The sequence below is a fragment of the Patescibacteria group bacterium genome (assembly GCA_034520665.1).
GTDB lineage: Bacteria > Patescibacteriota > Patescibacteriia > JAXHNJ01 > JAXHNJ01 > JAXHNJ01.
The window spans coordinates 87293-111075 of sequence record JAXHNJ010000002.1; the positions used below are offsets into that span (position 1 = coordinate 87293).

A 23783-nucleotide genomic window follows, 5' to 3' on the forward strand; every position below is an offset into this window, starting at 1 on the left:
TAAAATAATAACTAATTTCTGTTATAATATATAAAACCAATAACATTTATTATATGAATTTTGCCCATCTTCATGTACACTCCCATTATTCTCTTTTGGACGGACTTTCAAAAATTGATGAACTAATAAAAAAAGCCAAAGAGTATAAAATGAAATCCCTGGCCTTAACTGACCATGGGGTTATGTATGGAACAATTGAATTTTACCAAAAAGCCAAAAAAGCTGGCCTCAAACCGATTATCGGACTTGAGGCATACTTGGCCCCACACAGTTTAAAAAATAAAAGACCCGGCCTTGATGAAAGACCTTATCACTTAGTACTTTTAGCTAAAAATAAAGAGGGTTATCAAAATTTAATTAAATTAACCAGTATCGCCCATTTGGAAGGTTTTTATTACAAGCCTAGAATTGATATTGAAACTCTTAAAAAATATTCATCGGGCCTCGTGGGTATGAGCGCTTGCCTCCAGGGAGAAATACCTCGTCTGATTATTTCAAAAAAATATAAAAAAGCAGAAGAAGCTGCCAAAAAATATCATCAGATTTTCCGTCAGAAAGATTTTTATCTTGAAATACAGCATCACCCTAATACCCCCCATCAGAAGGAAGTTAATAAAAAAATTATAGAAATATCAAAAAAACATAATATACCCCTGGTAGCCACCAGTGATATACATTATACCAACCCTGAAGACGCTGCGGTTCAGGATATTTTGCTTTGTATCCAGATGAAGAAAAAACTGGAAGATGAAAACCGAATGAGTATGCTGGATGAAGATTTTTCTATGACTCCCCCAGAAAAAATGAAGGAGTATTTTAAGAAAACTCCTGAAGCTATAGAAAATACCGTTCAGATTGCCGAAAAATGTCAGCTAGAAATAGAGCTTGGCAAAATTAAACTGCCAAACTACAAAGTTCCCAAAAATTCTTCACCGGAAGAATATCTAGAAGAGCTTTGCCAAAAAGGATTAAAAGAAAAGTTTAATAATATTACCGAGGAAATAAAAGAAAGACTTGAATATGAACTTTCTATTATCAAAAAAACTGGGTTTGCCACTTATTTTCTTATTGTCCAAGACTTTGTTAACTGGGCTAAAGATAATGAAATAGTGGTCGGCCCTGGTAGAGGTTCAGCAGCTGGCAGCTTAGTTTCTTATCTGCTTAATATTACCAATATTGACCCTTTAAAATACAATCTTCTTTTTGAACGTTTTCTTAACCCAGAAAGAATTTCTATGCCAGATATTGATATGGATTTTGCTGATACCCGGCGCGATGAAGTTTTAAGATATGTTGAAGAAAAATACGGTAAAGATCATGTTTCTCAAATTATTACTTTTGGTACTATGGCCGCCCGAGCCGCTGTACGGGATGTTGGGCGAGTTATGAACCTCTCCTACTCTTATTGTGATAAAATAGCCAAGCTTATCCCTATGAACATGAAACTAGAGGAAGCTATTGATAAAATCGCTGAATTAAAACAAGTTTACCAATCAGATTCTCAGGGGAAAAAGTTACTAGACAACGCTAAAAAGTTGGAAGGGGTAGCTCGTCATTCTTCCACTCATGCCTGTGGCGTTTTAATTACCCCGGAAAGACTTGAAAAATACGTACCTGTTCAATACGCCGCTCCTCATGACCCAACTATTATTAGCCAGTATTCTCTGCATCCTATTGAAGATCTTGGTCTTTTAAAAATGGATTTTCTGGGTTTAAAAAACCTAACTATCATCGAAACAACTTTGGATATTGTTGAAGGTATTACGGAACAAAAAATAAATATTGAAAAACTGCCTTTGAGTGATAAGGAGACTTTTAAACTTTTACAAAGCGGCCGTACTACCGGTGTCTTTCAGCTTGAAAGTACTGGCATGCGGCGTTATCTTAAACAGCTTAAACCTACCGAATTAGAAGATATTATTGCTATGGTATCACTTTATCGCCCCGGCCCTATGGAATGGATCCCCAAATATATTGCCGGCAAGCACGGCCATATGAATCCCCAATATCTACATCCTAAATTAAAGCCTATTCTCAAAAGAACTTATGGTGTAGCTATTTATCAGGAACAAATTATGCAAATTGCCCGCGATTTGGCTGGCTTTACCCTGGGCGAAGCTGATGTTTTAAGAAAAGCCGTTGGTAAAAAAATACCAAAATTACTTAAAGAACAAAAAGAAAAATTTATACAAGGTTGTATAAAAAATAACATACCCAAAGATACAGCAAAAAAAGTTTTCGCCTTTATTGAACCTTTTGCCGGCTATGGCTTTAATCGAGCTCATGCCGCTTGTTATGCTATGATCGCCTATCAAACTGCTTACTTAAAAGCGCATTATCCTCAAGCCTTTATGGCCGCTCTTTTAACTTCTGATTTAAACAATACTGACCGTATTGCTATTGAAGTCGAAGAATGCAAACAAATCGACCTGGAGGTTTTGCCACCAGATGTTAATGAAAGTTTTTCTACTTTTTCCGTTATTCTGGATCAAAAAACAAAAAAACCGACCAATCGTATACGTTTTGGTTTGCCAGCTATAAAAAATGTCGGCACTAATTTAGTCAAAAATATAATTAAAGAAAGAAAAGAATCAGGAACTTATAAAAATCTTGAAGATTTCTTGTCCCGGGTAGTGACTAAAGATTTAAATAAAAAATCTTTGGAGAGTTTAATTAAATGCGGGGCTTTAGATAAATTTGGTAAAAGAAAGCAAATGCTTGACAATATTAATCATCTTCTTAAATTTGCTAAAAATGCTAAACAGGAAGCCAGACTAAAACAATCAAACATTTTTGGCATGATGCCCACCCAAAACGCGCCCAAATTAAAACTCAAAAAAACTGAAGCAGTAAAAAAAAGTCAGCGCCTTTCCTGGGAAAAAGAACTTCTCGGTCTTTATATTTCAGAACACCCAATGCAGGAGTATGAAAATAAAATAAAAAACCTAGTCACACCCATAAGAAAACTTCAGACTCATTCAAGATCTAGCGAGGTTTGTATTGGCGGTATTATTACAAAAATACAAAAAGTAATCACCCGTAATAACAAGCCTATGCTTTTTGTCCGCTTAGAAGACACCTCAGCTGGTATTGAAGTCTTGGTTTTTCCACGTTTGCTGGAAAAAAATCCTGTCCTTTGGCAAGAAGATAGAATCCTGATTATTAAAGGTAAAATTTCGGATAAGGAGGAAGCTATTAAATTACTAGCTGATAAAGCCTATATCTTTGAAGAAGAAAAAATAGAAGAGATAAAAAAAGAAATGGGAGAGATTAATAACAATAATAACAAGAAAAAAATATTCTTCAGAGTACAAAATAATAATTTTAAAAAAGATACCTTTGACCGCCTAAAAAATATTATTACTTCATCTCCCGGTCAAATAAAAGTCTATCTGGTAGTTAGCAAAAACAACAAGCAAAAACCAAAGATAATTGCCACAAATTATTATATCAATTATAATCAAAATATAGCCCATAAAATAGAAATGCTTTTAGGACCTGATAATATTAAAATTAAATAATGACTAAAAAAAATAAGAAGAATAAAATTAGTAAAAGATACCGCAAAATAATTTATATTTTTATTATTTTGGCCATTTTGCTTTTTGCTTTTATTATCTACTACTCTTTCTCCCGGACAAATATTTATATTACTCCTAAAATAAAAAATGAAGAAGAATATTTTTCGGCAGTTATTTATGAAAATGACAATAAAGAAAACAAATCACTAGAAAATTATATACCCGGAGTAATTTTAGAAAAAGAAATTCAAAACAGTCTAAAAGTAACTGACCTAGGAGAGCCTGAAGAAATACCAGCACAAGCTCAAGGAGAAGTCACTATTTATAATGAATGGAATCAGACCCAGCCCTTAGCAGCTACCACTCGCTTCCTCTCTGAGAAAGGCCTTCTTTTTCGTACTAAACAAAGAGTAGACGTACCACCTGGCAGTTCTGTAAAAGTCGAAATTTATGCTGATAAAAAAGGATCGAGCGGTAATATTGAGCCTTCAAAATTTACTATTCCCGGACTTTCCTCTCAAATGCAAGAATTAGTCTGGGCTGAAAGCCAAGAAGCTATGACTGGTGGCACCAAAAAAGTTAACCAGGTCACTTCTAATCTTGTTTTAGAAAAACAAAAAGAAATGATAGAACAAATCAAGCAGGAAAATTTAAATGATTTAAAAAAGAAAATTAATGATATTAATCCTTTATATAGTCTTTCAGAAAATCAGATAAAATATCAGATTTTAGAAAAAAATATTGAGCCAGAAGTGGGCCGCCAGGCTGAAGAATTTAATATAAACCTAAAAGTAAAATTAATTGCTTTGGCTTTTTCTAAAGATAATCTAAAAAAAACTGCTCGCGAAAAAATATCTGAAAATTTAAAATCTGACCACCAGATTAAAGAAAACTCATTTGATCTTGAATACCAATTTGACACTTTTAATCTGGAAAATCAAACCGCTCAACTCAAAGTAACAGCTAAAGCCAGCTCACATCTTAAACTTTCCAGTGCCATATTTAACCGCGATAATTTAACTAATAAAGACCGTCAACAAATAAGAAGTTATTTTCTTGATCATAAAGACATCAGTGAAGTAACGGTAAAGTTCTCCCCTTTCTGGGTTTTTCAGTCTCCTTCCATGAAGGATCACATTGAAATAAGACTTAATCTTTAAATTTGACCTTTTTTTAAGAATATTCTATGCTTATTAATACCTTTTTAGTGATTGGAATAACTACCAATTATTCATCTCTTAAACTAAAAAAGAGATCGCCAAAAAACGCTAAGCTAAAAAGATAAATTTAATAAAATAAGATGTCTCTAAATAAAGAGGAAATTGGGTGGAACCGCCCGCAGGCCCTGAGTTTATCGAAGGGCCAAGAGCTCGCAAAGAGCCAAAGAAGGGTCCCAAAACTGGCAAAAAAGTCTTGGGATTTTTAATTTAAGTGAATTAAATTAATTAACTTAAAAATTATGGCACAAAAACTACATAAAATCAGACACTCCCTAAGCCACATTATGGCTATGGCTGTTAAAGAACTTTTTCCGGAAGCTAAACTAGCTATTGGCCCGGTGATTGAAGACGGTTTTTATTATGATTTTGAAGTTAGTCAAAATTTCACTCCTGAAGATTTACCAAAAATAGAGAAAAAAATGAAAAAAATTATTAAGCAAAATATATCTTTTGAAAAAATAGAAATACCCTATGAAAAAGCCAAGAAAAAAGTATCAGATCAGCCCTATAAAAAAGAATTACTAGAAGAAATTACCAAAAAGGGAGAAAAAATCACTTTTTATAAAAGCAGTTCCTTTACTGATCTTTGTGCTGGCCCACATGTTAAATTAAGTAAAGAAATAAAAGCTGACGCTTTTAAATTAACTAAAGTAGCCGGGGCTTATTGGCGCGGTGACGAAAAAAATAAGATGCTACAGAGAATTTACGGAGTGGCTTTTACCACTAAAAAAGAGTTGGCTAAATACTTAAAACAAAAAAAAGAAGCTAGGAAAAGAGATCACCGTAAATTAGGCCAGGAATTAGAATTATTTGCTTTTCATGAAGTCTCACCAGGCGCCCCTTTTTGGCTGCCAAAAGGTATGATTATTTTTCGAGAATTAGAAAAACTCTGGCGCCAAATTCATGACCAAGCCGGCTATCAAGAAACCTCTACTCCTATACTCAATCATAAATCTCTTTGGGTAAAATCAGGTCACTGGCAGCATTATAAGGATAATATGTTTAATCTAAAAATTGATGATGAGATTTATTCTCTAAAACCCATGAACTGCCCCGGTTCAACTTACATTTATAACACTAAGAAAAGATCTTACCGTGATTTACCTTTGCGTTATTCAGAAATCGGTCGCCTTCACCGGAACGAAGTCAAAGGGGCTTTGGGTGGTCTTTTTCGAGTACGTCAGATTACAATGGACGACGCCCATATTTACTGCCTAAAGAAACAAATTCAATCAGAAATAGGTCGGCTTTTGAAATTAATAAAAAAATTCTATAAAATATTCGGCTTTAGTCCAAATTTTGTCCTGGCTACCCGCCCAGAAAAATTTATGGGTGAAACTGAAGACTGGGACCAGGCGGAAAAAGACCTTAAAAAAGCTTTGGAAAATAATAAAATTGATTATCAACTTTCAAAAAAAGACGGCGCTTTTTATGGTCCGAAAATTGATATACATATTGATGATACTTTGGGTCGTACCTGGCAAATGGCCACTATCCAGCTAGATTTCCAAATACCTAAAAGATTTAACTTAGTTTATACTGATAAAAAAGGCCTTGAAAAAGTTGTTACCTTGATACACCGAGCCATCTTCGGTTCGTTTGAAAGATTTTTTGGTATATTAGTTGAGCACTACGCCGGTGCTTTTCCTATTTGGCTCTCCCCTGTTCAAATTCAGATAGTACCGGTTGGTTCAAGCCATATATCTTTTTCAAAAAAGTTAGCTCAAAAATTCAAAGACGAAAATATTCGAGTTGATGTTGATACTGCCAATGAAACTGTTGGTAATAAAATCAGAAAAGCGATCAAACAAAAAGTGCCTTATATGCTGGTCATCGGTGATAAAGAAATGAATTCAGATAAACTATCTGTTAGAATACGTAGTGAAAAAGATCTTTGGAATGTTAAAAAAGAAGATTTTATCAAAAAAGTTCAAGATAAAATTACTAATCGTATAGTAAAATTAAAGTAAATATATGTTTTTATCAAAAAAATTTTTAGCGTTAATTATCTTTATTCTTATATCTAGCCCTATTTTAGCTACTAATGATAATAATATTTTTTCTTCTGATTTTACAAATCCAAAAGAAGAACTATTAACAGGAACAGCTAATCCTGCCGCTACATACTGCGAATCATTAGGATATTCTTATGAAATCAGAGGTTCAGAAGGATTCTGCATATTTGAAGATGGAGAATGCCCTGAATGGGATTTTTATTCAGGAGAATGCGGTGTTGAACATAATTACTGCAGCCAGAACGGATATGAAACCTTAACTAAAGATGATGGTGATGTTTTTTCTAAAGACTACTCTGTTTGTATTAAAGATGGAAAAGAGATAGGAACTGTAGTCAAGTTGGCCAATATTGAAGAAAAATCCATCAAGTCAGAAGTTATAATCCCTTTAGACACTTCACATACAACATATACATCTACTACAGCGCCTTCCAGTTTTGACTGGAGGAACTACAATGGATACAATTGGATAACTCCTGTCAAGAACCAGGCAAACTGCGGAAGCTGCTGGGCATTTGCAGCAGTAGGTTTAACTGAGGCCATGCACAACATAGTGAAAAACAATCCTAATCTTGACCTGGACCTTTCAGAAGAAGAGCTTGTATCGGACTGTTTTGGTGGTCCTGACCGCGACTGCTGCGGCGGTCCAATGGGATCAGCAGTGCAATATATCATCGATTCAGGAATCAGTTCAGAATCATGCAAGCCCTATATCTCAAACACATGTAGTTGTGGTGGTGGTTCATGCAGTTCTTGCGCCTATCCTTCAATATGCAGCAACAGCATATGCAGCAGATGTCTTGATGAGCTTACATATCTGGATGAGAGATCATATATTTCAGATAATCCTGCTGTTATAAAAGAAGAAATTTCTACAAGAGGACCCTTAGCAACATCGATTGGCATGGTTGGTGGTTTTGATGCTAACGACATTTACCGTTGTGATGATGATTCAAAACTGGGCCACGCAGTTGTAATTGTAGGATATGATGATGCTGACGGTTATTGGATTGTAAAGAATTCTTGGGGCAGTACTTGGGGACCTGCTAACGATGGTTATTTCAAAGTAGGCTATGGAGAATGCGGCATAGAAAGGTTCCCTATGTATGCAGACACAAATAACATATGCGGCCAAATACTGACTGAGGATATAACCCTTACAAAAGACATCTCCTGCAATGATCAGGTATTCAGAATAGGAGCAGATGACGTTACGATAGACTGTGATGGACATGAGATAAAACACGATGGTACTGGTTACAGCCTATACTCAAATGGTTATTCAGGCCTTACTATTAAAAACTGTGATCTAGATGTCAGCACTGTAGGCATTTCGTTAGGTTCAGGACTTGAAATATCAAATAATAATATTTATAATGGAGTTTTAGAAGTCGACTCGTTAGATAATGCTGTTTTGAAAAACAATCTAGTTAGAGATGAAGTAAGATTTGTAAACAATGCTCATTCTGTTGTAGAAAACAATGAGTTCAGCTTTTTTGAACCTGATGAATTGGCTCTCTTGTTGGAAGATTCTGATCATTCAGTTGTTTCGGGCAATACCTTTTTTGGAACTGGCAATTTGATAAGTTTAAAGGGAAGTGATTATCTAGTAAAAGAAAATGAATTTTACTACGCAAACACAGCAATTGAGATGGAGAATGTTTTATATTCAAACATTATAACCAACACAATAGATGCTGATCACCCAATAAACATCGGTTCAGGAAATAACAACTACATCTATGGAAATACTTTCTCCTCAGGTAATTGTATAGATGATGGAACAAACTACTGGAATTCAAGTCTTCAAGGTAACTGGTGGTACGACTTTGAATCCAATCCAGGCTATCCTTACCAATACACTATTAGTGGAACAGGAGGCTCTGCTGATTATCTTCCAAACGGAGGCGATATTGACGGAGACGGCATTATCAACCTAGAAGATAACTGTCCTATTGATTACAATCCTGCACAAAAAGATGTTGATCAGGATGGAGAGGGAAATGTGTGCGACCCTCTGCAGTGTGGGGATCATATTTATGAAGATTATATAATGGAAGAGGATATATTGAACTGTCCATCTGATGCGGCTTTGACAATAGAAACGTCCAGCATAACATTTGACTGTGCAGGACATACTATTGATGGTGATTCTTCAGAAAAAGGAATCTGGATACGAAATTGTGAAGAAGTTGCTGTAAAGAACTGTGTGTTAGCAGGATTCGAGTATGGGATAGAGTCTTCTGACAGTATAGATATTGAATTATCAGAAAATGATGTTTCAATGAGTACAAAGGGAATAGAACTGAATAACACAGAAGCCGAAGTATGGAACAACTATCTGCATGAAAACTCTTATTATGGAATCCGGTTGTATCTTAGTGATGCATACGTCCATGATAATGAGATAATGCAGAACGTGGTGGGCGTTTTAATTATGATAAACCATGATTCTTTGATTTCGGATAACATCATAAGTAAGAATTCACAGGGAATGCATCTTGAGCGCAGCTCTAACAACGAGATCTATAACAATACCATAAATGAGAACTCACAATATGGTGTTTATATTAAGGATTCCAACGATAATCTGTTTTGGAGTAATATTTTTGATAATGCTGTGAACGTGTTCCATAAGGATGATTCATCTAATAATATTTGGAATTCTTCTATAGGCAATTGGTGGGGTGATTTTGAAAGCAATCCAGGCTATCCGGAATATTATAATGTTTATGGCGATGATGTTGACTACAAACCAATGTATGATGGAGATCTTGACGGTTATTGGACCTGGGAAGACTGCGATGATTCCAACTCAAATGTCAACCCCGGGATGGAAGAGAACTGCTCTACTAGTTATGATGATAATTGCGATGGAATAATAAATGAAGGATGTAGTTATCCAAAAATAATACTAAGACCATTTAAAGAAATTAGTAAATAAATAAATTAAAACAAAAAATAATTAAAAAAACAGGTATCTTATATCTAAAAATGCCTGTTTTTTTTATCCCTTATATATTATCCGATTAGACGCCAAATTATTAAAAAAGCTAATATTAGGCTACTGATCATATATTCAGTATAACTGGTATTGGGTAACCAACCTTTAAATTTTAACTTTTTAGTGAAAGGTGCCAAAGGATATTTATTAAAACGCATAACTGCATCCATTAAAAAATGAATAAATAAGAATAAAACCGGTATGTAATTATTAATTATTAAAGAAAGGCCTAATATTAATAAAATGCCAGTTGGCTCCTGTATCCAGGAACGAGGCTCAGAAATAGCTGATCTTTTTTTATTAAATTTGTCTAAAAAAATAACCAGGCGATGGGGCAAAAATTTTTCTAACCAGTGCCGCTTTTTCCAATGATGATAACTTAATTTAATATCCTCAATAAAATATTTCAACTGAGTGACAATATGATCAATATCAATACCCCAGCCAAAAAGATGAGCTAGTAAATAATCAGATCCGCTTAATTTTAGAATACGGCATAAAATTTCGGTAACCGCTATGTGACTGGTAATTAACATATATAATATTTTAACAGAAAAATTATATTTTGGCTAATTGACTATTAATAGTAAAGCCGTTAAAATTTACTTATGAAGTATTACTTTTTTATTCTTGGCTGTCAGATGAATACAGCCGATGCAGAAAGAATAGCCGCTCTTTTGGATTCTTTTGGTTTTGACCAAACTAAAAAAGAAAAAGAAGCTGATATCATCATTACTCTAGCCTGTTCGGTCCGTCAAAAACCTATTGACCGTATTTACGGAAAAATAAATAAATGGAATAAAGAAAAAAAGAAAAGAAAAATTCTGACTATTTTAACCGGCTGTCTGCTAACCCAAGATAAAAAGAAATTGAAAAATAAATTTGATATTATTTTTCATATTGAAAATTTATCAAAACTACCTCATTTAATAAAGCCTTTTTTATTATCTCGTTTTAATATACCAGCTCCTAAAATTGATTACTTAGATTTTCCCATAAAACCAATCTCTAAAGCCACCGCCTATATTCCTATCATGACTGGTTGTAATAATCACTGCACTTACTGTGTAGTCCCCTTTACCCGCGGTCCAGAAAGATCAAGAAAAAAAGAAAATATTATTAAAGAAATAAAATACCGCTTAAAAAAAGGGGCTAAGGATATTGTTCTAGTCGGACAAAACGTAAATTCCTTTAATCATAAAAAAGGTAAAGTCTACACAGATAATAAGCCTTTTATTAATCTTCTAAAAGAAGTAAATAAAATAAAAGGAGATTTTTGGCTACATTTTATTTCTAACCACCCTAAAGATATGACTCCTGACTTAATAAGAGCCATAACTAAAATAAAAAAAATTCCCCCTTATCTTCATCTTCCTTTTCAGTCAGGTGACAATCAAATATTAAAAAAAATGAACCGTCATTATACAAAAGAAGAATATTTGAAATTAGTTGATTTTATTAAAAAAACTATACCCCAGGTAGCAATTACCACAGATATTATTGTGGGCTTTCCCGGAGAAACTAAACAAGCTTTTCAAAATACGGTCAAGGTAGTAAAAAAATCACAATTTGATATGGCTTATATTTCACAATATTCTGAAAGATCAGGGACAGCCGCCGCTAAACTTAAAGATAATATATCAAAAAAAGAAAAGAAAAAACGCGAGCAAAGACTAACCAAATTAATCGAAAAATCATCATTAAAAAATAATAAAAAACTAAGCGGCCAAAAATTAAAAGTTTTAGTCAGCGGACAAAAAGGAGATTATACTTTTGGACGTACTAATACCTGGAAGGTAGTAAAATTTAAAGGCAAAAAAAATCTCATCGGCAAATTTGTTTATGTAAAAATTACTCAAGCTAAACCCTGGAAACTAGAAGGTAAAATAAAATAAGCCCGTCTTTTATAAAAACGGGCTTTTAATCAAAACGTCCTTTTATAAAATGATTGTCCCGAATAGCATGATTTAGCCAGCCAATCAAAAAATAAAGAGTAAAACCTCCTATAATAAACAAAGAAATTTGAAAAGAAGAAATATCACGGGCAAAAGGAATCATAATCTTTAACCGATAGTAAAGTAAAATTTCAAATAAAAGTTTCAACTCAACCGCGCCAATAACCACATAAATACCGTTTTTTAAGCCGCCCACGCGAACAGCAATAACCGAACCAGTACGGAATAATGGTAAGGGAACCATAGAGGCCAAAGCCAAGCCAGTATAACCAATGGCTTCAAATAATTTAATGGCTATTTTGATTACTCGGTCAATTCTCTGCTGGTTTTTCTTTTTTAAATGCTGGCGATAAGAATTAAAACTTTTGTAAAGAAATTTCTTCTGCAGCCAAATGATTAGAAAACGGGGGAAATGAAATTTTCTTTGCATAAACTTACGTCCAGTCAGCCAATATATACTCAAACTAGTAAAAAGCATGCCCAAAGTCAGAATTAAAAATGTACCCATTAATGAATAACCGGCTGAATGCAAATAAATAATTCCCGCTTCATAACGAAAAACAATTAATACCAATAAATTCAAAAATTCAATTAGACTCTCTAACATTATATTCTCCTTTTTTATAAAGAACTAAATCAAAGATATTTTACCTTAACCAATATCCCATCAGATGTCAAATAAAAAAATAAAATTAATTATTATTTTAGGACCGACTGCTTCTGGCAAGTCTTCTCTAGGTATTTCTCTGGCTAAAAAAAACAATGGCATTATTATCTCAGCTGACTCCCGGCAGGTTTATAAAGGCATGGATATTGGTACGGCTAAAGTGACAAAAAAAGAAAGAAAAATAGTGCCCCATTTTTTACTGGATGTAGTTTCACCCAAAAAATATTATTCAGCAGCTCAGTTTAAAAAAGAAGCCTTAAAAGTAATTGATAAATATTCTTCACAAAAAAATATTTTTGTGGTTGGTGGTTCGCCTTTTTATATTGATAGTTTAATTTCTAAAAAAGAAACCTTTAATATCCCTCCTGATTATGATTTAAGAAAAAAATTAGAAAAGTTAAGTCCGGAAAAACTTTTTAAACGCTTAAAAAAACTTAATCCTAAAAAAGCCAAAAAAATAGATAAAAATAATCCTCGGCGCCTAATCAGAGCTATTGAAGTGGCTAAAGCCAAACCCAAATCTAAAAAAAATAAAACTCCTGAATTTAAGGTTCTAAAAATCGGTCTTTCTAGGCCCCGAGAAAAGCTTTATCAAAAAATTGATGAGCGGGTGGATAAAAGATTTAAGCAAGGCATGGTTAAAGAAGTGGAAGATTTAAGAAAAAAAGGTCTTAGTTGGAAAAGACTGAATTCATTTGGTCTGGAATACCGATTTGTGGCTAAATATTTAAAGGGCCAGCTTAAAAAAGAAGAGATGGTCCAAAAGTTAAAATACGCTATTCATGACTTTGTCCGGCGGCAAATGACCTGGTTTAGAAAAGATAAATCAATTCATTGGATTAAGAACCAAAAACAAGCCGAAAGTTTAATAAATAAATTTCTTAAATAATAAAATAGGGCGAATCCTTGATCCGCCCTTTTATAAGGCTGTTACTTGTATATATACCTTATATTTCTTTTTTCTCCTTCTTTTCTTTCTTCATCTTTCTTTTTTTCAATTTCAGTTCTCTGGTCTGCCCCAGGATAACGACAATGAGGGCAACTATGACGCATCCTCCAGCCGCAACGGGGACAAATAGAGCTAATTCCTGGCATATTAAGGCCTCCTTTCAAAAAAAGAACAAACAAATTACATAAAAAATAGGCCTTCTTTTTGGAAGGTCTAGTTTTATGTGCTTATTAACTAATTTATAGCTTTTTTACAACTTAACTAAAACCTTCCGCCAGATGAGGCCTTTTTTAGATTTTTTAACGGCTAATTTTCTAGAGTTAAATTCCATGAAAAGTATTTAATTAAGTTGTTAACAGTTTATATCATTTTTTTAAATCTGTCAAACTAATATCTTTTTTAAAATAAAAAAGGGGCAAATCCAACAAACGTCAGATTGCCCCCTACAAAAAAACAATCAGAGGTATGGTGCAATGTAAGTACACTCTCGCCATTCCCCTGTCGGACAGGTTATGTTGATCGGGCAGCGAAGACACGCATCAGAACGATGCATGCGTGGACATAGTCCTTTTGGATCTGCGTTTCGCAGATAATAACGAAGTACTTCGTTATTATCCTCCTCACTTTTAATCTCAGTCGCGGCTTCATTCATTACCTTACCCCCATCTATTTCCCAATTAGCGCGGGTAGATTGTGAATAGTCTCACACCAGTAACAAATCGCTTTTTCGTCTCTGACCAAGAAACGGGTTTCGGCTTCCCCGTCATGGTTGGTGATACAATCACCGTTGTGACACTGGCAAAGACCACAAATACCCTTGGCTGGTGCAAACTTCATTTTGGTCAGTATACCATCACCTCGAATATGATTGATGGTTGCATCAGGCGCTAACAAAGTAATCAAAGCACCGGCTTCGTTTGAAATGAAATCACCGTGTACAACGATAATGTCCTTCTTACATCTCCGACCAGGAGAATCTACAAAGTCAGAAACCGGTACAGTCTGTTCCGAATTTACCCAGCCCGCTTTGCGAAGCAACGCCTTAATCATGTCACCAGCTCCGGCCGGTAAGTGGTCAATGACTGTTCCCCTTTCCGGACTACCTATTGTCATTGTTCCGGGTTTTGTTCGGGCCGGCTTGTTCTCTTCGGAAAGAATTTCGACTTCGCCTCTGGAAAAACCTTGCACCGGCTTATGCTGAGTGGCCGCGATCCAGATTTCGTTCATCCTTTCTGGAATCCCGAGCCAGGCCTGCGCACTCATAACTAATCTGGGATCACGCCTGATCTCATCACTGATCTCCCCTCTTCTGGGGCCGGGGTGCATAATAATACAACCCTTTTTTGCCCGTTCAAGAAAAGCAAGATTAGTAATATAGACGCGCTGGATGCGATCGAAATCAGTTGGAACAGCAATTCTTTTCTGCTGAACACGGGTAAGATAGATAACATCGCAATCCAAAAGAAGTTCAAGATTACCTTCTTCTTCCCCCACAATATTTAGACCATCCCGATAAGGCGACTCCAGTTCAAGACCGCCGAAGGGCACGAGGCTTACTTCCGGCTCAAAGGGTTTCAAAACACTCAGAATAGAATGAACCGTTCGGCCATACTTTAAGTCGCCGCCGATGCCGATTTTCATTCCTTTTTTGAGCTTACCGGAAATATCCAGAGTCAGAAGATCTAGGCGCCCCTGAGTCGGATGGCGATGCTTACCGTCACCAGCGTTGATCACTGAGATTTGATAGCCCATAGACTGTAGTTTTTCGGCCAGGAATTTCGGCTCGCCTTCTACCGAGGTTCGAAGGATATAAATCCCGGCTCCCTGAATCATATGCTGTTCTGCGTCATCCAACGGGCTTTCACCTTTACCGCCTCTCGAAGTCGCTGCCATGTGAATAACTACCGGATCTAAACCGAGATTTTTGGCCGCTCTGCGAAAAGAACCGGCGGTTCTGGTTGATTCTTCCAGAATTTGAATGATCACATTGGTCGGCGGTGTATTACGAGTTATATTCCCGCTTACCAAGGCGCTGTCTTCAAACATCTTGATAGCCGGAGGAAAAGCTCCTCGATTAATCTTTCGATAGGCTTCAACAGCCACCGGCACCATGCTTCTGGCCCCCTCAAGAATCTCCTGTACCTCTTCCATGGTATAGTCAGGTTTTCCCAGAATACTTGTTGTCATCTCCGAACCTCCTTCTTTTGCTACAGAAACTAATTAATTTTTAAAGAACGAATTTATAAAAAAATAGCCCCGATAACGGAGCTAAAAACTTAAAAAAATAGGAGGCTTACCTCCCAATTTGTTTTCTTTAATTTAGTTTTTTTATTAAAAAACTTTTTCATTCTAGTCGGTAGCCTACCCTTATCGGCTTTTTCTGTCAAGTTTGAAGTTTTCCACAACAAAAAAGTTCAGCTAAAAACTGCTTAGTGTAAATACTATTATTTTAACTTATGGATTAAAAGCTGCCTGACTACTTTATGATCAGCCTGCCCTTTAGTTTTTTTCATTACCTGCCCCAAAAGAAACTTTAAAGCCGCTTCTTTACCGTTTAAATATTCCTGGACAGCTGATTGATTTTCTTCAATAACTTCATCAATAACCGAAGATAATTTATCTTCGTCTTCTATAGTACCAAGATTTTTCTCTTCAATAATATTAGAAGGATCACCGCCGGTTTTAAACATCTCTTCCAATACTTTATTTGCTCCGTGTTTATTAACTCTCTGGTTATAAACAATTTTAATAAATTCAGCAAAGTTTTCCGGAGTTATTTTTAAATCTTTAACTTTTACATTACTCTCATGCATTAAAGCTAATAGACGATTAATCAGCCAGTTAGCTACTAAGTGACTGAATTTTTCTTTATTCTGCTCCCACTGATAAAGCCCTTCATCAGTGGAAGACTCAGCTTGCAGCCAGTTTTTTAGCTCTGTGATAATGCATTCGGTATAGCCAGCTAAATCCAAATCACTAACAATTATTTTGATATCTTTATCTTTAAAAAAGAATTTTTCTGAAAATCTCTTTCTTTTGTCTGTTGGCATCTCCGGCATTTTACTTTTTATTTTATTTAAATACTTATCAGTAAATTCCAAGGGTGGTAAATCCGGTTCCGGGAAATAGCGGTAATCATGGACTGCTTCTTTTATTCTCTGTAAGATAGTGACTTGTTTTTTATCATCCCAGCCGCGCGTTGATTGATTTTTAGGGGCTTTTTTTTCATCCCAAAGACTGGTTTGTCTTTTAATTTCATAACTCAAAGCTTTTTCTACTGATTTAAAAGAATTAAGATTTTTTATTTCTGTTTTTGGGTAAAGTTTTTTATCGCCCTCAAAACGTAAAGATATATTAGCATCACAGCGCATATGCCCTTTTTCCATATCGGCGTCTGAAACCCCTAGGTATCGCATAATTAGCCTTAACTCTTGTAAAAATATTCTGGCCTCTTCAGGTGATTTTATATCCGGTTCAGTCACAATTTCCATTAAAGGACTGCCAGCCCGGTTAAAATCAACTAAAGTTTTTTCTTTTTGGTGAATTAACTTGCCAGTGTCCTCCTCTAAATGCAGTCTTTCCAGTCTGATTTTTCTTTTCTCACCCCTTAATTTAATCTGTAAAAAACCCCCTTTGCCAATCGGCTCGGAGTACTGTGAAATTTGGTAGCCTTTAGGCAGGTCCGGATAAAAATAACTTTTCCGGTCAAAATGGCTTTTTTCTGATATTTGGCCCTGTAAAGCCAGAGCTGACATAACCGCCCAATCAACCGCTTTTTGATTGATAACCGGTAAAGTGCCGGGCTGACCGGTGCAAATAGGACAAATGGTGGTGTTTGGTTTTTTATCTTCCCCGGCGTTATCACACGAACAAAACATCTTAGACTGGGTGCTAAGCTGAACATGTATTTCTAAACCGATAATGGCCTGGTATTTCATATTTATTAAATAATTTTTTTAATCTCCTGCCAAACATTCTGATGAATTACTTCCGGCGGCATTAATTTACCTTTTTCAACACACTTAATTTTTTTCCAATTCCTAAATTTATTCGTTAAATTTATACATTGCTTATAAGCCTGCTTCTGATGTTCGTCATCGGTCTCATGCATATCTCTTTTACCCCTTGAAATCATTAGCCTCTTAGTAATTTTGGGCGGCGTATCAAGAAAAATTATAAGGTCAGGTTTTGGAATATCTAATATTTGAAATTCCATTTTATTAAGCCATTTATAAAATTTCTCTTTATCAGCCTTATTTTTAATTTTTATCGCCTGGTGAATCTTATTGGCCGGAGAATAACGGTCAGAAATAACAATCTTTCCTTCCTCTAAATGCTTTTTTATTTCTTTTTTAGCTTCAAACCGATCTAAGGCATAAAGTAGAGAAATCAGATGTGGATCAGTATTATTCGTCTGACCAAAATCACCTTTTAAGTATCGTCTGATCATTTTGCCAAAAAAAGATTTTTCATACTGAGGAAAATCAGTCAAATAGATCCTTTTTTTTATTTTCTGCAAATGTTCAAGTAACTTCTTTATTTGCGTTGATTTGCCTGAACCGTCAATGCCGTCAACTATAATTAATTTTCCCTTTTTCATAAATTTATTTTACCACAAAAATTAGCAAAAAAAAAGCCCCGTTATTAAAACGTGGCTTTTAAGAACATTACTTATAACCCTCAAAATATTTGGCTCTACTGGGATGTCTAAGGCGAGAAATTGCTTTTACTTTTATCTGCCTTATTCTTTCTTCTGTTAATCCAATTTTTATTCCAATTTCTTTAAGAGTTAAAGGTTTATTACCATTAAAGCCAAAATAAAATTTTAGTACAAATTTTTCATTATCTGTTAAAGAATCAATCGCTTTATCAATATATTCTGATAAAACCCTACGATAAGTCATTTCGTCAGGTGGTAAATTTTTTTTATCTACAATATAATTAATGAGAGGCTCATCTTCATCATCTAATAAAAAATTTAAAGAAAAGGATTTTTTATTCCTTATTAATTTAGCAACTTTTTCTGTGGAAAGTTCAAGCCTTTCAGCAATTTCATCAATTTCAGGTATTCGATCAAGTTCTTGACTAAGTTCTCGAGAAAGTTTCTTGATTTTAAAAATATCATTAACTATATTGGCTGGTAAACGGATCATACGAGATTTATCACGAAGACTCATGATTATATTTCCTTTAATATAAAAATAAGAAAAGGAAGTAAATTTATAACCAAGCCTTTCATCAAATTTTCTAGCTGCTTCAATTAAACCTAAATTACCTTCACTAATAAGATCGGCTAAATCAACCCCATAATTTGTGTAACTTTTGGCAATTTTAACAACCCAACGTAAATTACTCTTTATCAACTTATCAAAGGCATAAGTAGATCCCTCTCTCTTTTTTTTGGTAACTATTTTTTCTTCTTTAGGTGTAAGAAGCGAAAATTTCCTTATTTCAATTAAATAGCGATCCAAGGAAGGGCTATTACAATTAATTTCTTTAATGGGCATTTTTCCTCCTAATTTTATTTTAAATGAGCAATTTAAATTATTTTACAAAAATAAGCGAAATTGTCAAGGACTTTAAAAAAATAAGTAGCTCTACTTAATTAGTAGAACTACTTCTTGATAATTTTATAAAATACTACTTATAATCATTTAGAGATTCTTTTTTAGAATTACATCTTATTTTCCTAATTGCTGTTTCTTTTATCTGCCTTATTCTCTCACGAGTAAGGCCAAATTTTCTTCCAATTTCTTTAAGAGTTAGAGGTTCGTTACCATTAAAGCCAAAATAAAGAATAAAAATTTCTTTCTCTCTTTTGCTTAACGTATCTAGAATTTTTTCAAGATCGTTAAATAAGGAATTCCTATATAACTCTTTATCAGAAGGATCTCCATTTTCATCAACCATTAAACTAATCCAATCAGATTTTTCACCCACGCCATTTTTATTAGCTGAGGCATTTAGAGAAAGATGGGAGTTAGCAATTTTCATAGTTTTTCTAATTTCTTCAATGGGAAGATCAAGTTTTTCCGCAATTTCATCAGCATCTGGTTCTCGCCCTAATTCCTGATTTAGCTGTCGTGATACCTTACTAATTTGATAAAGCGTGTTTGCTCGATTAAGAGGTAAGCGAACTATACGAGATTGTTCAGCTAATGCTTGTAATATAACTTGACGTATCCACCAAACAGCATAAGAAATAAATTTGTAGCCACGTGTTTCATCAAAATGTTCAGCTGCTTTAATCAAGCCTATATTACCTTCACCAATAAGATCACCTAGTAAAAGCCCTTGATTTACATATCTTTTAGCAATTGAAACTACAAAACGTAAATTAGCCTTTACAAGTTTATCTAAGGCCTCCTTATCTCCTTCATGAATTTTTTTTGCTAATTCAGCTTCCTCACTTTTATCTAAAATTCTATACTTATCAATTTCTTCCAAATAAGTCTTAAGACTTCCTTTAAACATTTTTTCTCCTTTTTTTGTATTTTTAGAAATATTCCAAAAATTAATCAAGATATAAGGAACTTAACAGTATAAACTTACATTATAACAAAAATATGTCAAGTCTTATAAAAAACCCCCGTTTTTAATAAACAGGGGCTATAAATATCAATTTATATCCTCTAAATAAGGTCTAAGAAATTCCTTACGAGTAGCCTGTCTTAGACGCAAAATAGCTTTTTCTTTAATCTGCCGGATACGTTCGCGGGTTAGATCCATCTTTCGTCCAATTTCTTCCAGAGTCAAAGGTTCTTGCCCACCTAGACCAAAATACATGATAATGATGGCTTTTTCTCTTTCTTTTAGAGTTTTTAAAACTTTTTCCATATCTTTGGAAAGAGAATTTCTGTAAGTTTTTTTGTCTGGTAAAGGCGTATTTTCATCTTCCAGTAACTCACTCAAATTGTTCTCTTCTGAATCGTTGTTGTAAGAAGCATCAAAAGAAAGATGACTATTGGCAATTTTCTGAGTCTCTCTAACTTCATCAACTGAAATACCCAGTTTTTCCGCTATTTCATCGGCCTCTGGCTTTCTTTGCAATTCCTGATCCAGCTGGCGGGAAATTTTCCCAATCTGATAAACTTTACCCGCCCGATTTAAAGGCAAGCGTACAATACGAGACTGTTCCGCTAAGGCTTGCAGTATGGCCTGTCTGATCCACCAAACAGCATAGGAAATAAACTTAAAACCGCGTTTTTCATCAAAGCGTCCGGCCGCTTTAATTAATCCAATATTTCCTTCATTAATCAGATCTGCCAGAGAAAGTCCCTGGTTAACATAATTCTTAGCCACACTAATGACAAAACGAAGGTTAGCTTTAATGAACTTATGAAAAGCTTCTTCATCTCCTTTCCTTATCTTTTTGGCTAATTCTTTTTCCTCTTCCCGCTTAATAAGAGGAATGTCATTAATCTCCTTCAGATAGATATCCAAGCTTCTAGAGCCCGACCATTTTTTAGAAGACATGTCTCCTCCTTTCACGGTGGGGTTTAAAGAGCTAGGTCCTTATTTAAGACCTTATATTTTAAAACTACAATATAATCATAAAAAAAGTCAAGCCAAAAATTAATGACCTGAATTTTTAGAAAAAATCTATTTTTTAAACTGTATATATTTTACTAAAAGCGGATGTTTATTTTTAATTAAATCATACATCTGGTTAGCTATTTGCTGAATAGTAAAATGGGCGTTAGGAGCGCTTCTGAGCTTTATAAAATGATAAAGAGTGCGCAAATTTAAAGTAATAAAAACCCGGCGCTTGTGAGCATTCAAAGCAAAATAACTAGCCTCAGCTATAAAATCTTCTTTTAAGTTATTATAAGCTTCTTCAGATTTTTCTATAGAGTCAAGAAATCTTTTATTCAATTTCTTATTTTCCTTAATTATCGGAGGAGTAACATAGCCATTATTTATAGTTAAATCCTGGACAGTCTGAGTGCATATGCGGTGCCGCTTAAATTCATAATAAGCCCCTTCATCCATCAGACAATCAAAATTATAATAAACATGCTCTAACTCACGCAGGGGTATATCATGATTGCCTAGACGTTTTAAACTTTCTTCAATAACTTTATTCTTTTCTTTTTCAGACATAGCTTTAACTTTTTCCTGGGTTTCTAAAAAAGACTGCTCACAATATCTATACAAAAGAGCACTAACTAAAAACTCTTCCGCATTTTCCTGATAATCTACTAAAACAACTTCTGAGGCATCATCACTTTTGTTGGAACAGTGTTTTTGACTTAATTTTCTTAAAGTCTTTTCAGTTTCCATCATATAAATATTGGGCTGGGCGTATTTAACCAAAGTGGGTAAAGCTCCTTCACTGACCCTTTTTATATCTTTACCCAAATTTTGTACCTCTTCTAAGGGATGAGAAAGCATCTTGGAAATAGCGTGTTCCAGACAACGGGCATTCATAGTCATACCCACATTAGCCAGCATAGCTACCGGCATAATAAAACGGGCACTGTCTAAAGCCACCGGGCGCAATCTTCTTTCAAATTTCTCATCTGTTTCATCAATGGTTTTTTTATTTTGTTTTTTTAAATGCTCTAAAACCTCTTTATAAAGAGAAAGGTAATTTTTTATAAGAAATTTCATTGATTCTTTATAGTAGTCCCCCAGCTTAGAATTAGCCATATTATCAGGAAAATAAAAATCATCAGAATTAAAAATCTGATAACGTGAAGATTTTTCCGTATAAGAAGCCAGGCGGTTATTTTCTAAAACCTCGCCGGCTAAACGAGAAATATTTTCGACCGCAATATTTAAAACCGCGTGCTCAGCTACTGAAGAATGACCGTAACCGACCACCCATTTTTCATGAAACTCAGCTGATTTTTCTTCAGTCATATCATCAGCAATTTCATCAAACTTTTTCGGTGATCTTGAGCAACGGGCAAAAGTAACCGCTTTTACCTCCGGCGGCAAATCCCTTAAAGTATAAACTCTTCTTTGATTAGACATAATATTTTATTTTCCTGAGCTGCCGAATCCGCCCTTTCCTCTTTGGCTGTCAGACAGCTTATTGGTTTCTTCTATTTTAACCTTTTCTACTTTTTGAATCAAGGCCTGGGCAATTTTTTGACCCTTATTAATTTTAAAATCTTTGTCTGATAAATTCTGTAAAACTATTTTCCATTCCCCACGATAACCAGCGTCAATAACCCCGCCTAAAGTTTTAATTCCTTGAGATCCAAATGAGCTTTTGTCCCAGATTAGAGCCACATATCCTTGAGGAATTTCTGTGGCAAAACCCAACTTAAATTGATGACACTGTCCTGACTTTAATATAATTTCTTGGGAAGAATATAGATCCAAAGCCGCATCGTGCTCATAAGCATAACTGGGTGGTATTATATTTTCTTTTAATTTTTTAATTTTAAGTTTCAAAATTTTCTTTTTTTAATACTTTATCTATTCCCTGATAAAGATTGTCCAAAGAACCCGAATTATCAATATCATAATCAGACATCTGGATAACTTTATTTAGTTGTTGTTTGGCTGGATCATTGCCCAAGCTTTCTCTTTCTTCCTGTTCTTTAAATTTTTCTAAACTTACCCCACTATCATCTTCTCTTTTTCTTTTTTTTATTCTCTGAAAACGTATCTGAACAGGAACTTCAACGTTTATTAAAATAAATTTCGGTAGTTTTTTTAAACTTTTAACTTCACCTGAATTTCTTATACTGCTAATAATAACTTTATCTAGGTTTTTATTTCTTATTTTCCGAATAGTTTTATCGGCTAAAACCGAAGGACCGTTTTTTTTTCTTAATTCATTGCCAATTTTTATCAGATTATCACGTTTTTTTTCCAAGCCTCTCTTTTCACACTCTTCTCTGATAATATCAGACAAAGAATAATAAAAAAATCCTTTTTCTTTTAAATAATCAGCGGCTGTATCCTTACCTGAACCTGATTTACCAGTTAAACCAATAGCTATCATTATTTTTTATATAATTTTGATTTATATTGACGATATTTGACCCCAGCTGAATCAAAAATACGCCGAGCTGCTATCCAGATATCATCATCATGATATTTATCACTCTCATAGATTATTTCTTTAATACCTGTTTGAACTATAGTCTTAGCACACTCATTACAAGGGAAAAGAGTACAATAAATCTTGGCTCCTTTAACAGCAGCGTTAGCATTATAAATAGCATTTTCCTCTGCGTGGCAAACATAAGCGTATTTTGTTTGAGAAAGCTTGCCTTTCCTTCCCCAAGGAAAAGTATCATTATCAACACCCCGTGGAAATCCATTATAGCCCAACCCAACAATAACATTATCTTTATTAACTATAACTGCCCCTGCTTGAGTCGAAGGATCTTTTGATCGCTGGGATATAACATGGGCGATTTGCATTAAACACTCATCCCAAGAAAGAAAATTTTTTCGATATTCTACTTTTTCAGTCATATTATTTTATTA

Annotated in this window: 19 protein-coding genes; 6 read left to right on the forward strand and 13 right to left on the reverse strand. The window is 34.4% G+C overall.

The window, feature by feature from the left end:
- Positions 1-53: 53 nt before the first annotated feature.
- The 4 genes from U5L76_02795 (at position 54) to U5L76_02810 (ending at position 9700) form a co-directional block, all read left to right on the forward strand.
- Entirely contained in the window at positions 54-3521 is a 3468-nt protein-coding gene (locus U5L76_02795; GenBank protein ID MDZ7798522.1) for a DNA polymerase III subunit alpha, read from the forward strand.
- Complete coding sequence (locus tag U5L76_02800; protein ID MDZ7798523.1) at positions 3521-4681, forward strand: hypothetical protein; 1161 nt, start codon at positions 3521-3523, stop codon at positions 4679-4681. Before U5L76_02795 ends, U5L76_02800 begins: the two co-directional genes overlap by 1 nt.
- A gap of 299 nt (positions 4682-4980) precedes the next feature.
- On the forward strand, positions 4981-6711 hold the full coding sequence (gene thrS / locus U5L76_02805; GenBank protein ID MDZ7798524.1) for a threonine--tRNA ligase: 1731 nt from the start codon (positions 4981-4983) through the stop codon (positions 6709-6711).
- A gap of 4 nt (positions 6712-6715) precedes the next feature.
- Entirely contained in the window at positions 6716-9700 is a 2985-nt protein-coding gene (locus U5L76_02810; GenBank protein ID MDZ7798525.1) for a C1 family peptidase, read from the forward strand.
- Positions 9701-9777: 77 nt separating this feature from the next.
- Here U5L76_02810 and U5L76_02815 read toward each other — a convergent pair whose 3' ends face one another.
- A complete protein-coding gene (locus U5L76_02815) occupies positions 9778-10296 on the reverse strand; it encodes a hypothetical protein (GenBank protein MDZ7798526.1) in 519 nt (172 codons plus the stop codon).
- Positions 10297-10368: 72 nt separating this feature from the next.
- On the opposite strand from U5L76_02815, the gene miaB reads away from it, so the two are divergent.
- On the forward strand, positions 10369-11655 hold the full coding sequence (gene miaB, locus U5L76_02820; protein ID MDZ7798527.1) for a tRNA (N6-isopentenyl adenosine(37)-C2)-methylthiotransferase MiaB: 1287 nt from the start codon (positions 10369-10371) through the stop codon (positions 11653-11655).
- A gap of 25 nt (positions 11656-11680) precedes the next feature.
- Here the strand turns inward: miaB and U5L76_02825 are convergent, their stop codons facing one another.
- Positions 11681-12322, reverse strand: a complete 642-nt coding sequence (locus U5L76_02825; GenBank protein MDZ7798528.1) for a hypothetical protein — start codon at positions 12320-12322, stop codon at positions 11681-11683.
- A gap of 64 nt (positions 12323-12386) precedes the next feature.
- On the opposite strand from U5L76_02825, the gene miaA reads away from it, so the two are divergent.
- Positions 12387-13271, forward strand: a complete 885-nt coding sequence (gene miaA, locus U5L76_02830; protein ID MDZ7798529.1) for a tRNA (adenosine(37)-N6)-dimethylallyltransferase MiaA — start codon at positions 12387-12389, stop codon at positions 13269-13271.
- A gap of 41 nt (positions 13272-13312) precedes the next feature.
- Here the strand turns inward: miaA and U5L76_02835 are convergent, their stop codons facing one another.
- From U5L76_02835 to U5L76_02885, 11 genes are all read right to left on the reverse strand, one after another.
- Positions 13313-13477 carry a hypothetical protein gene (locus tag U5L76_02835; GenBank protein ID MDZ7798530.1) on the reverse strand — a complete coding sequence of 55 codons (165 nt, stop codon included), beginning with the start codon at positions 13475-13477 and terminating at the stop codon, positions 13313-13315.
- A gap of 520 nt (positions 13478-13997) precedes the next feature.
- Positions 13998-15518 carry an aspartate carbamoyltransferase regulatory subunit gene (locus tag U5L76_02840; protein MDZ7798531.1) on the reverse strand — a complete coding sequence of 507 codons (1521 nt, stop codon included), beginning with the start codon at positions 15516-15518 and terminating at the stop codon, positions 13998-14000.
- Positions 15519-15775: 257 nt separating this feature from the next.
- Positions 15776-17269 (reverse strand): Asp-tRNA(Asn)/Glu-tRNA(Gln) amidotransferase subunit GatB, encoded by a 1494-nt coding sequence (gene gatB, locus U5L76_02845; protein ID MDZ7798532.1) that lies wholly within the window; start codon positions 17267-17269, stop codon positions 15776-15778.
- A gap of 5 nt (positions 17270-17274) precedes the next feature.
- Complete coding sequence (gene tmk / locus U5L76_02850) at positions 17275-17931, reverse strand: dTMP kinase (GenBank protein MDZ7798533.1); 657 nt, start codon at positions 17929-17931, stop codon at positions 17275-17277.
- Positions 17932-17998: 67 nt separating this feature from the next.
- Positions 17999-18838 carry an RNA polymerase sigma factor RpoD/SigA gene (locus tag U5L76_02855; GenBank protein MDZ7798534.1) on the reverse strand — a complete coding sequence of 280 codons (840 nt, stop codon included), beginning with the start codon at positions 18836-18838 and terminating at the stop codon, positions 17999-18001.
- A 133-nt stretch (positions 18839-18971) separates the two neighbouring features.
- Positions 18972-19805, reverse strand: coding sequence for an RNA polymerase sigma factor RpoD/SigA (locus U5L76_02860; protein MDZ7798535.1), 834 nt, complete (start codon positions 19803-19805; stop codon positions 18972-18974).
- 144 nt (positions 19806-19949) lie between these two features.
- Positions 19950-20807, reverse strand: a complete 858-nt coding sequence (locus U5L76_02865; protein ID MDZ7798536.1) for an RNA polymerase sigma factor RpoD/SigA — start codon at positions 20805-20807, stop codon at positions 19950-19952.
- A 126-nt stretch (positions 20808-20933) separates the two neighbouring features.
- Entirely contained in the window at positions 20934-22310 is a 1377-nt protein-coding gene (locus U5L76_02870; GenBank protein MDZ7798537.1) for an FAD-dependent thymidylate synthase, read from the reverse strand.
- 6 nt (positions 22311-22316) lie between these two features.
- On the reverse strand, positions 22317-22736 hold the full coding sequence (gene dut / locus U5L76_02875; protein MDZ7798538.1) for a dUTP diphosphatase: 420 nt from the start codon (positions 22734-22736) through the stop codon (positions 22317-22319).
- Complete coding sequence (locus U5L76_02880; GenBank protein ID MDZ7798539.1) at positions 22726-23292, reverse strand: AAA family ATPase; 567 nt, start codon at positions 23290-23292, stop codon at positions 22726-22728. Before U5L76_02880 ends, dut begins: the two co-directional genes overlap by 11 nt.
- On the reverse strand, positions 23292-23771 hold the full coding sequence (locus tag U5L76_02885) for a dCMP deaminase family protein (GenBank protein ID MDZ7798540.1): 480 nt from the start codon (positions 23769-23771) through the stop codon (positions 23292-23294). Before U5L76_02885 ends, U5L76_02880 begins: the two co-directional genes overlap by 1 nt.
- Between the last annotated feature and the right edge of the window lie 12 nt (positions 23772-23783).

Bases quoted from the DNA above. Each gene is read 5' to 3' on its own strand.
- U5L76_02795 (MDZ7798522.1), top strand. From the start codon at position 54: ATGAATTTTGCCCATCTTCATGTACACTCCCATTATTCTCTTTTGGAC.
- U5L76_02800 (MDZ7798523.1), top strand. From the start codon at position 3,521: ATGACTAAAAAAAATAAGAAGAATAAAATTAGTAAAAGATACCGCAAA.
- thrS (MDZ7798524.1), top strand. From the start codon at position 4,981: ATGGCACAAAAACTACATAAAATCAGACACTCCCTAAGCCACATTATG.
- U5L76_02810 (MDZ7798525.1), top strand. From the start codon at position 6,716: ATGTTTTTATCAAAAAAATTTTTAGCGTTAATTATCTTTATTCTTATA.
- U5L76_02815 (MDZ7798526.1), bottom strand. From the start codon at position 10,296: ATGTTAATTACCAGTCACATAGCGGTTACCGAAATTTTATGCCGTATT.
- miaB (MDZ7798527.1), top strand. From the start codon at position 10,369: ATGAAGTATTACTTTTTTATTCTTGGCTGTCAGATGAATACAGCCGAT.
- U5L76_02825 (MDZ7798528.1), bottom strand. From the start codon at position 12,322: ATGTTAGAGAGTCTAATTGAATTTTTGAATTTATTGGTATTAATTGTT.
- miaA (MDZ7798529.1), top strand. From the start codon at position 12,387: ATGTCAAATAAAAAAATAAAATTAATTATTATTTTAGGACCGACTGCT.
- U5L76_02835 (MDZ7798530.1), bottom strand. From the start codon at position 13,477: ATGCCAGGAATTAGCTCTATTTGTCCCCGTTGCGGCTGGAGGATGCGT.
- U5L76_02840 (MDZ7798531.1), bottom strand. From the start codon at position 15,518: ATGACAACAAGTATTCTGGGAAAACCTGACTATACCATGGAAGAGGTA.
- gatB (MDZ7798532.1), bottom strand. From the start codon at position 17,269: ATGAAATACCAGGCCATTATCGGTTTAGAAATACATGTTCAGCTTAGC.
- tmk (MDZ7798533.1), bottom strand. From the start codon at position 17,931: ATGAAAAAGGGAAAATTAATTATAGTTGACGGCATTGACGGTTCAGGC.
- U5L76_02855 (MDZ7798534.1), bottom strand. From the start codon at position 18,838: ATGCCCATTAAAGAAATTAATTGTAATAGCCCTTCCTTGGATCGCTAT.
- U5L76_02860 (MDZ7798535.1), bottom strand. From the start codon at position 19,805: ATGTTTAAAGGAAGTCTTAAGACTTATTTGGAAGAAATTGATAAGTAT.
- U5L76_02865 (MDZ7798536.1), bottom strand. From the start codon at position 20,807: ATGTCTTCTAAAAAATGGTCGGGCTCTAGAAGCTTGGATATCTATCTG.
- U5L76_02870 (MDZ7798537.1), bottom strand. From the start codon at position 22,310: ATGTCTAATCAAAGAAGAGTTTATACTTTAAGGGATTTGCCGCCGGAG.
- U5L76_02880 (MDZ7798539.1), bottom strand. From the start codon at position 23,292: ATGATAGCTATTGGTTTAACTGGTAAATCAGGTTCAGGTAAGGATACA.
- U5L76_02885 (MDZ7798540.1), bottom strand. From the start codon at position 23,771: ATGACTGAAAAAGTAGAATATCGAAAAAATTTTCTTTCTTGGGATGAG.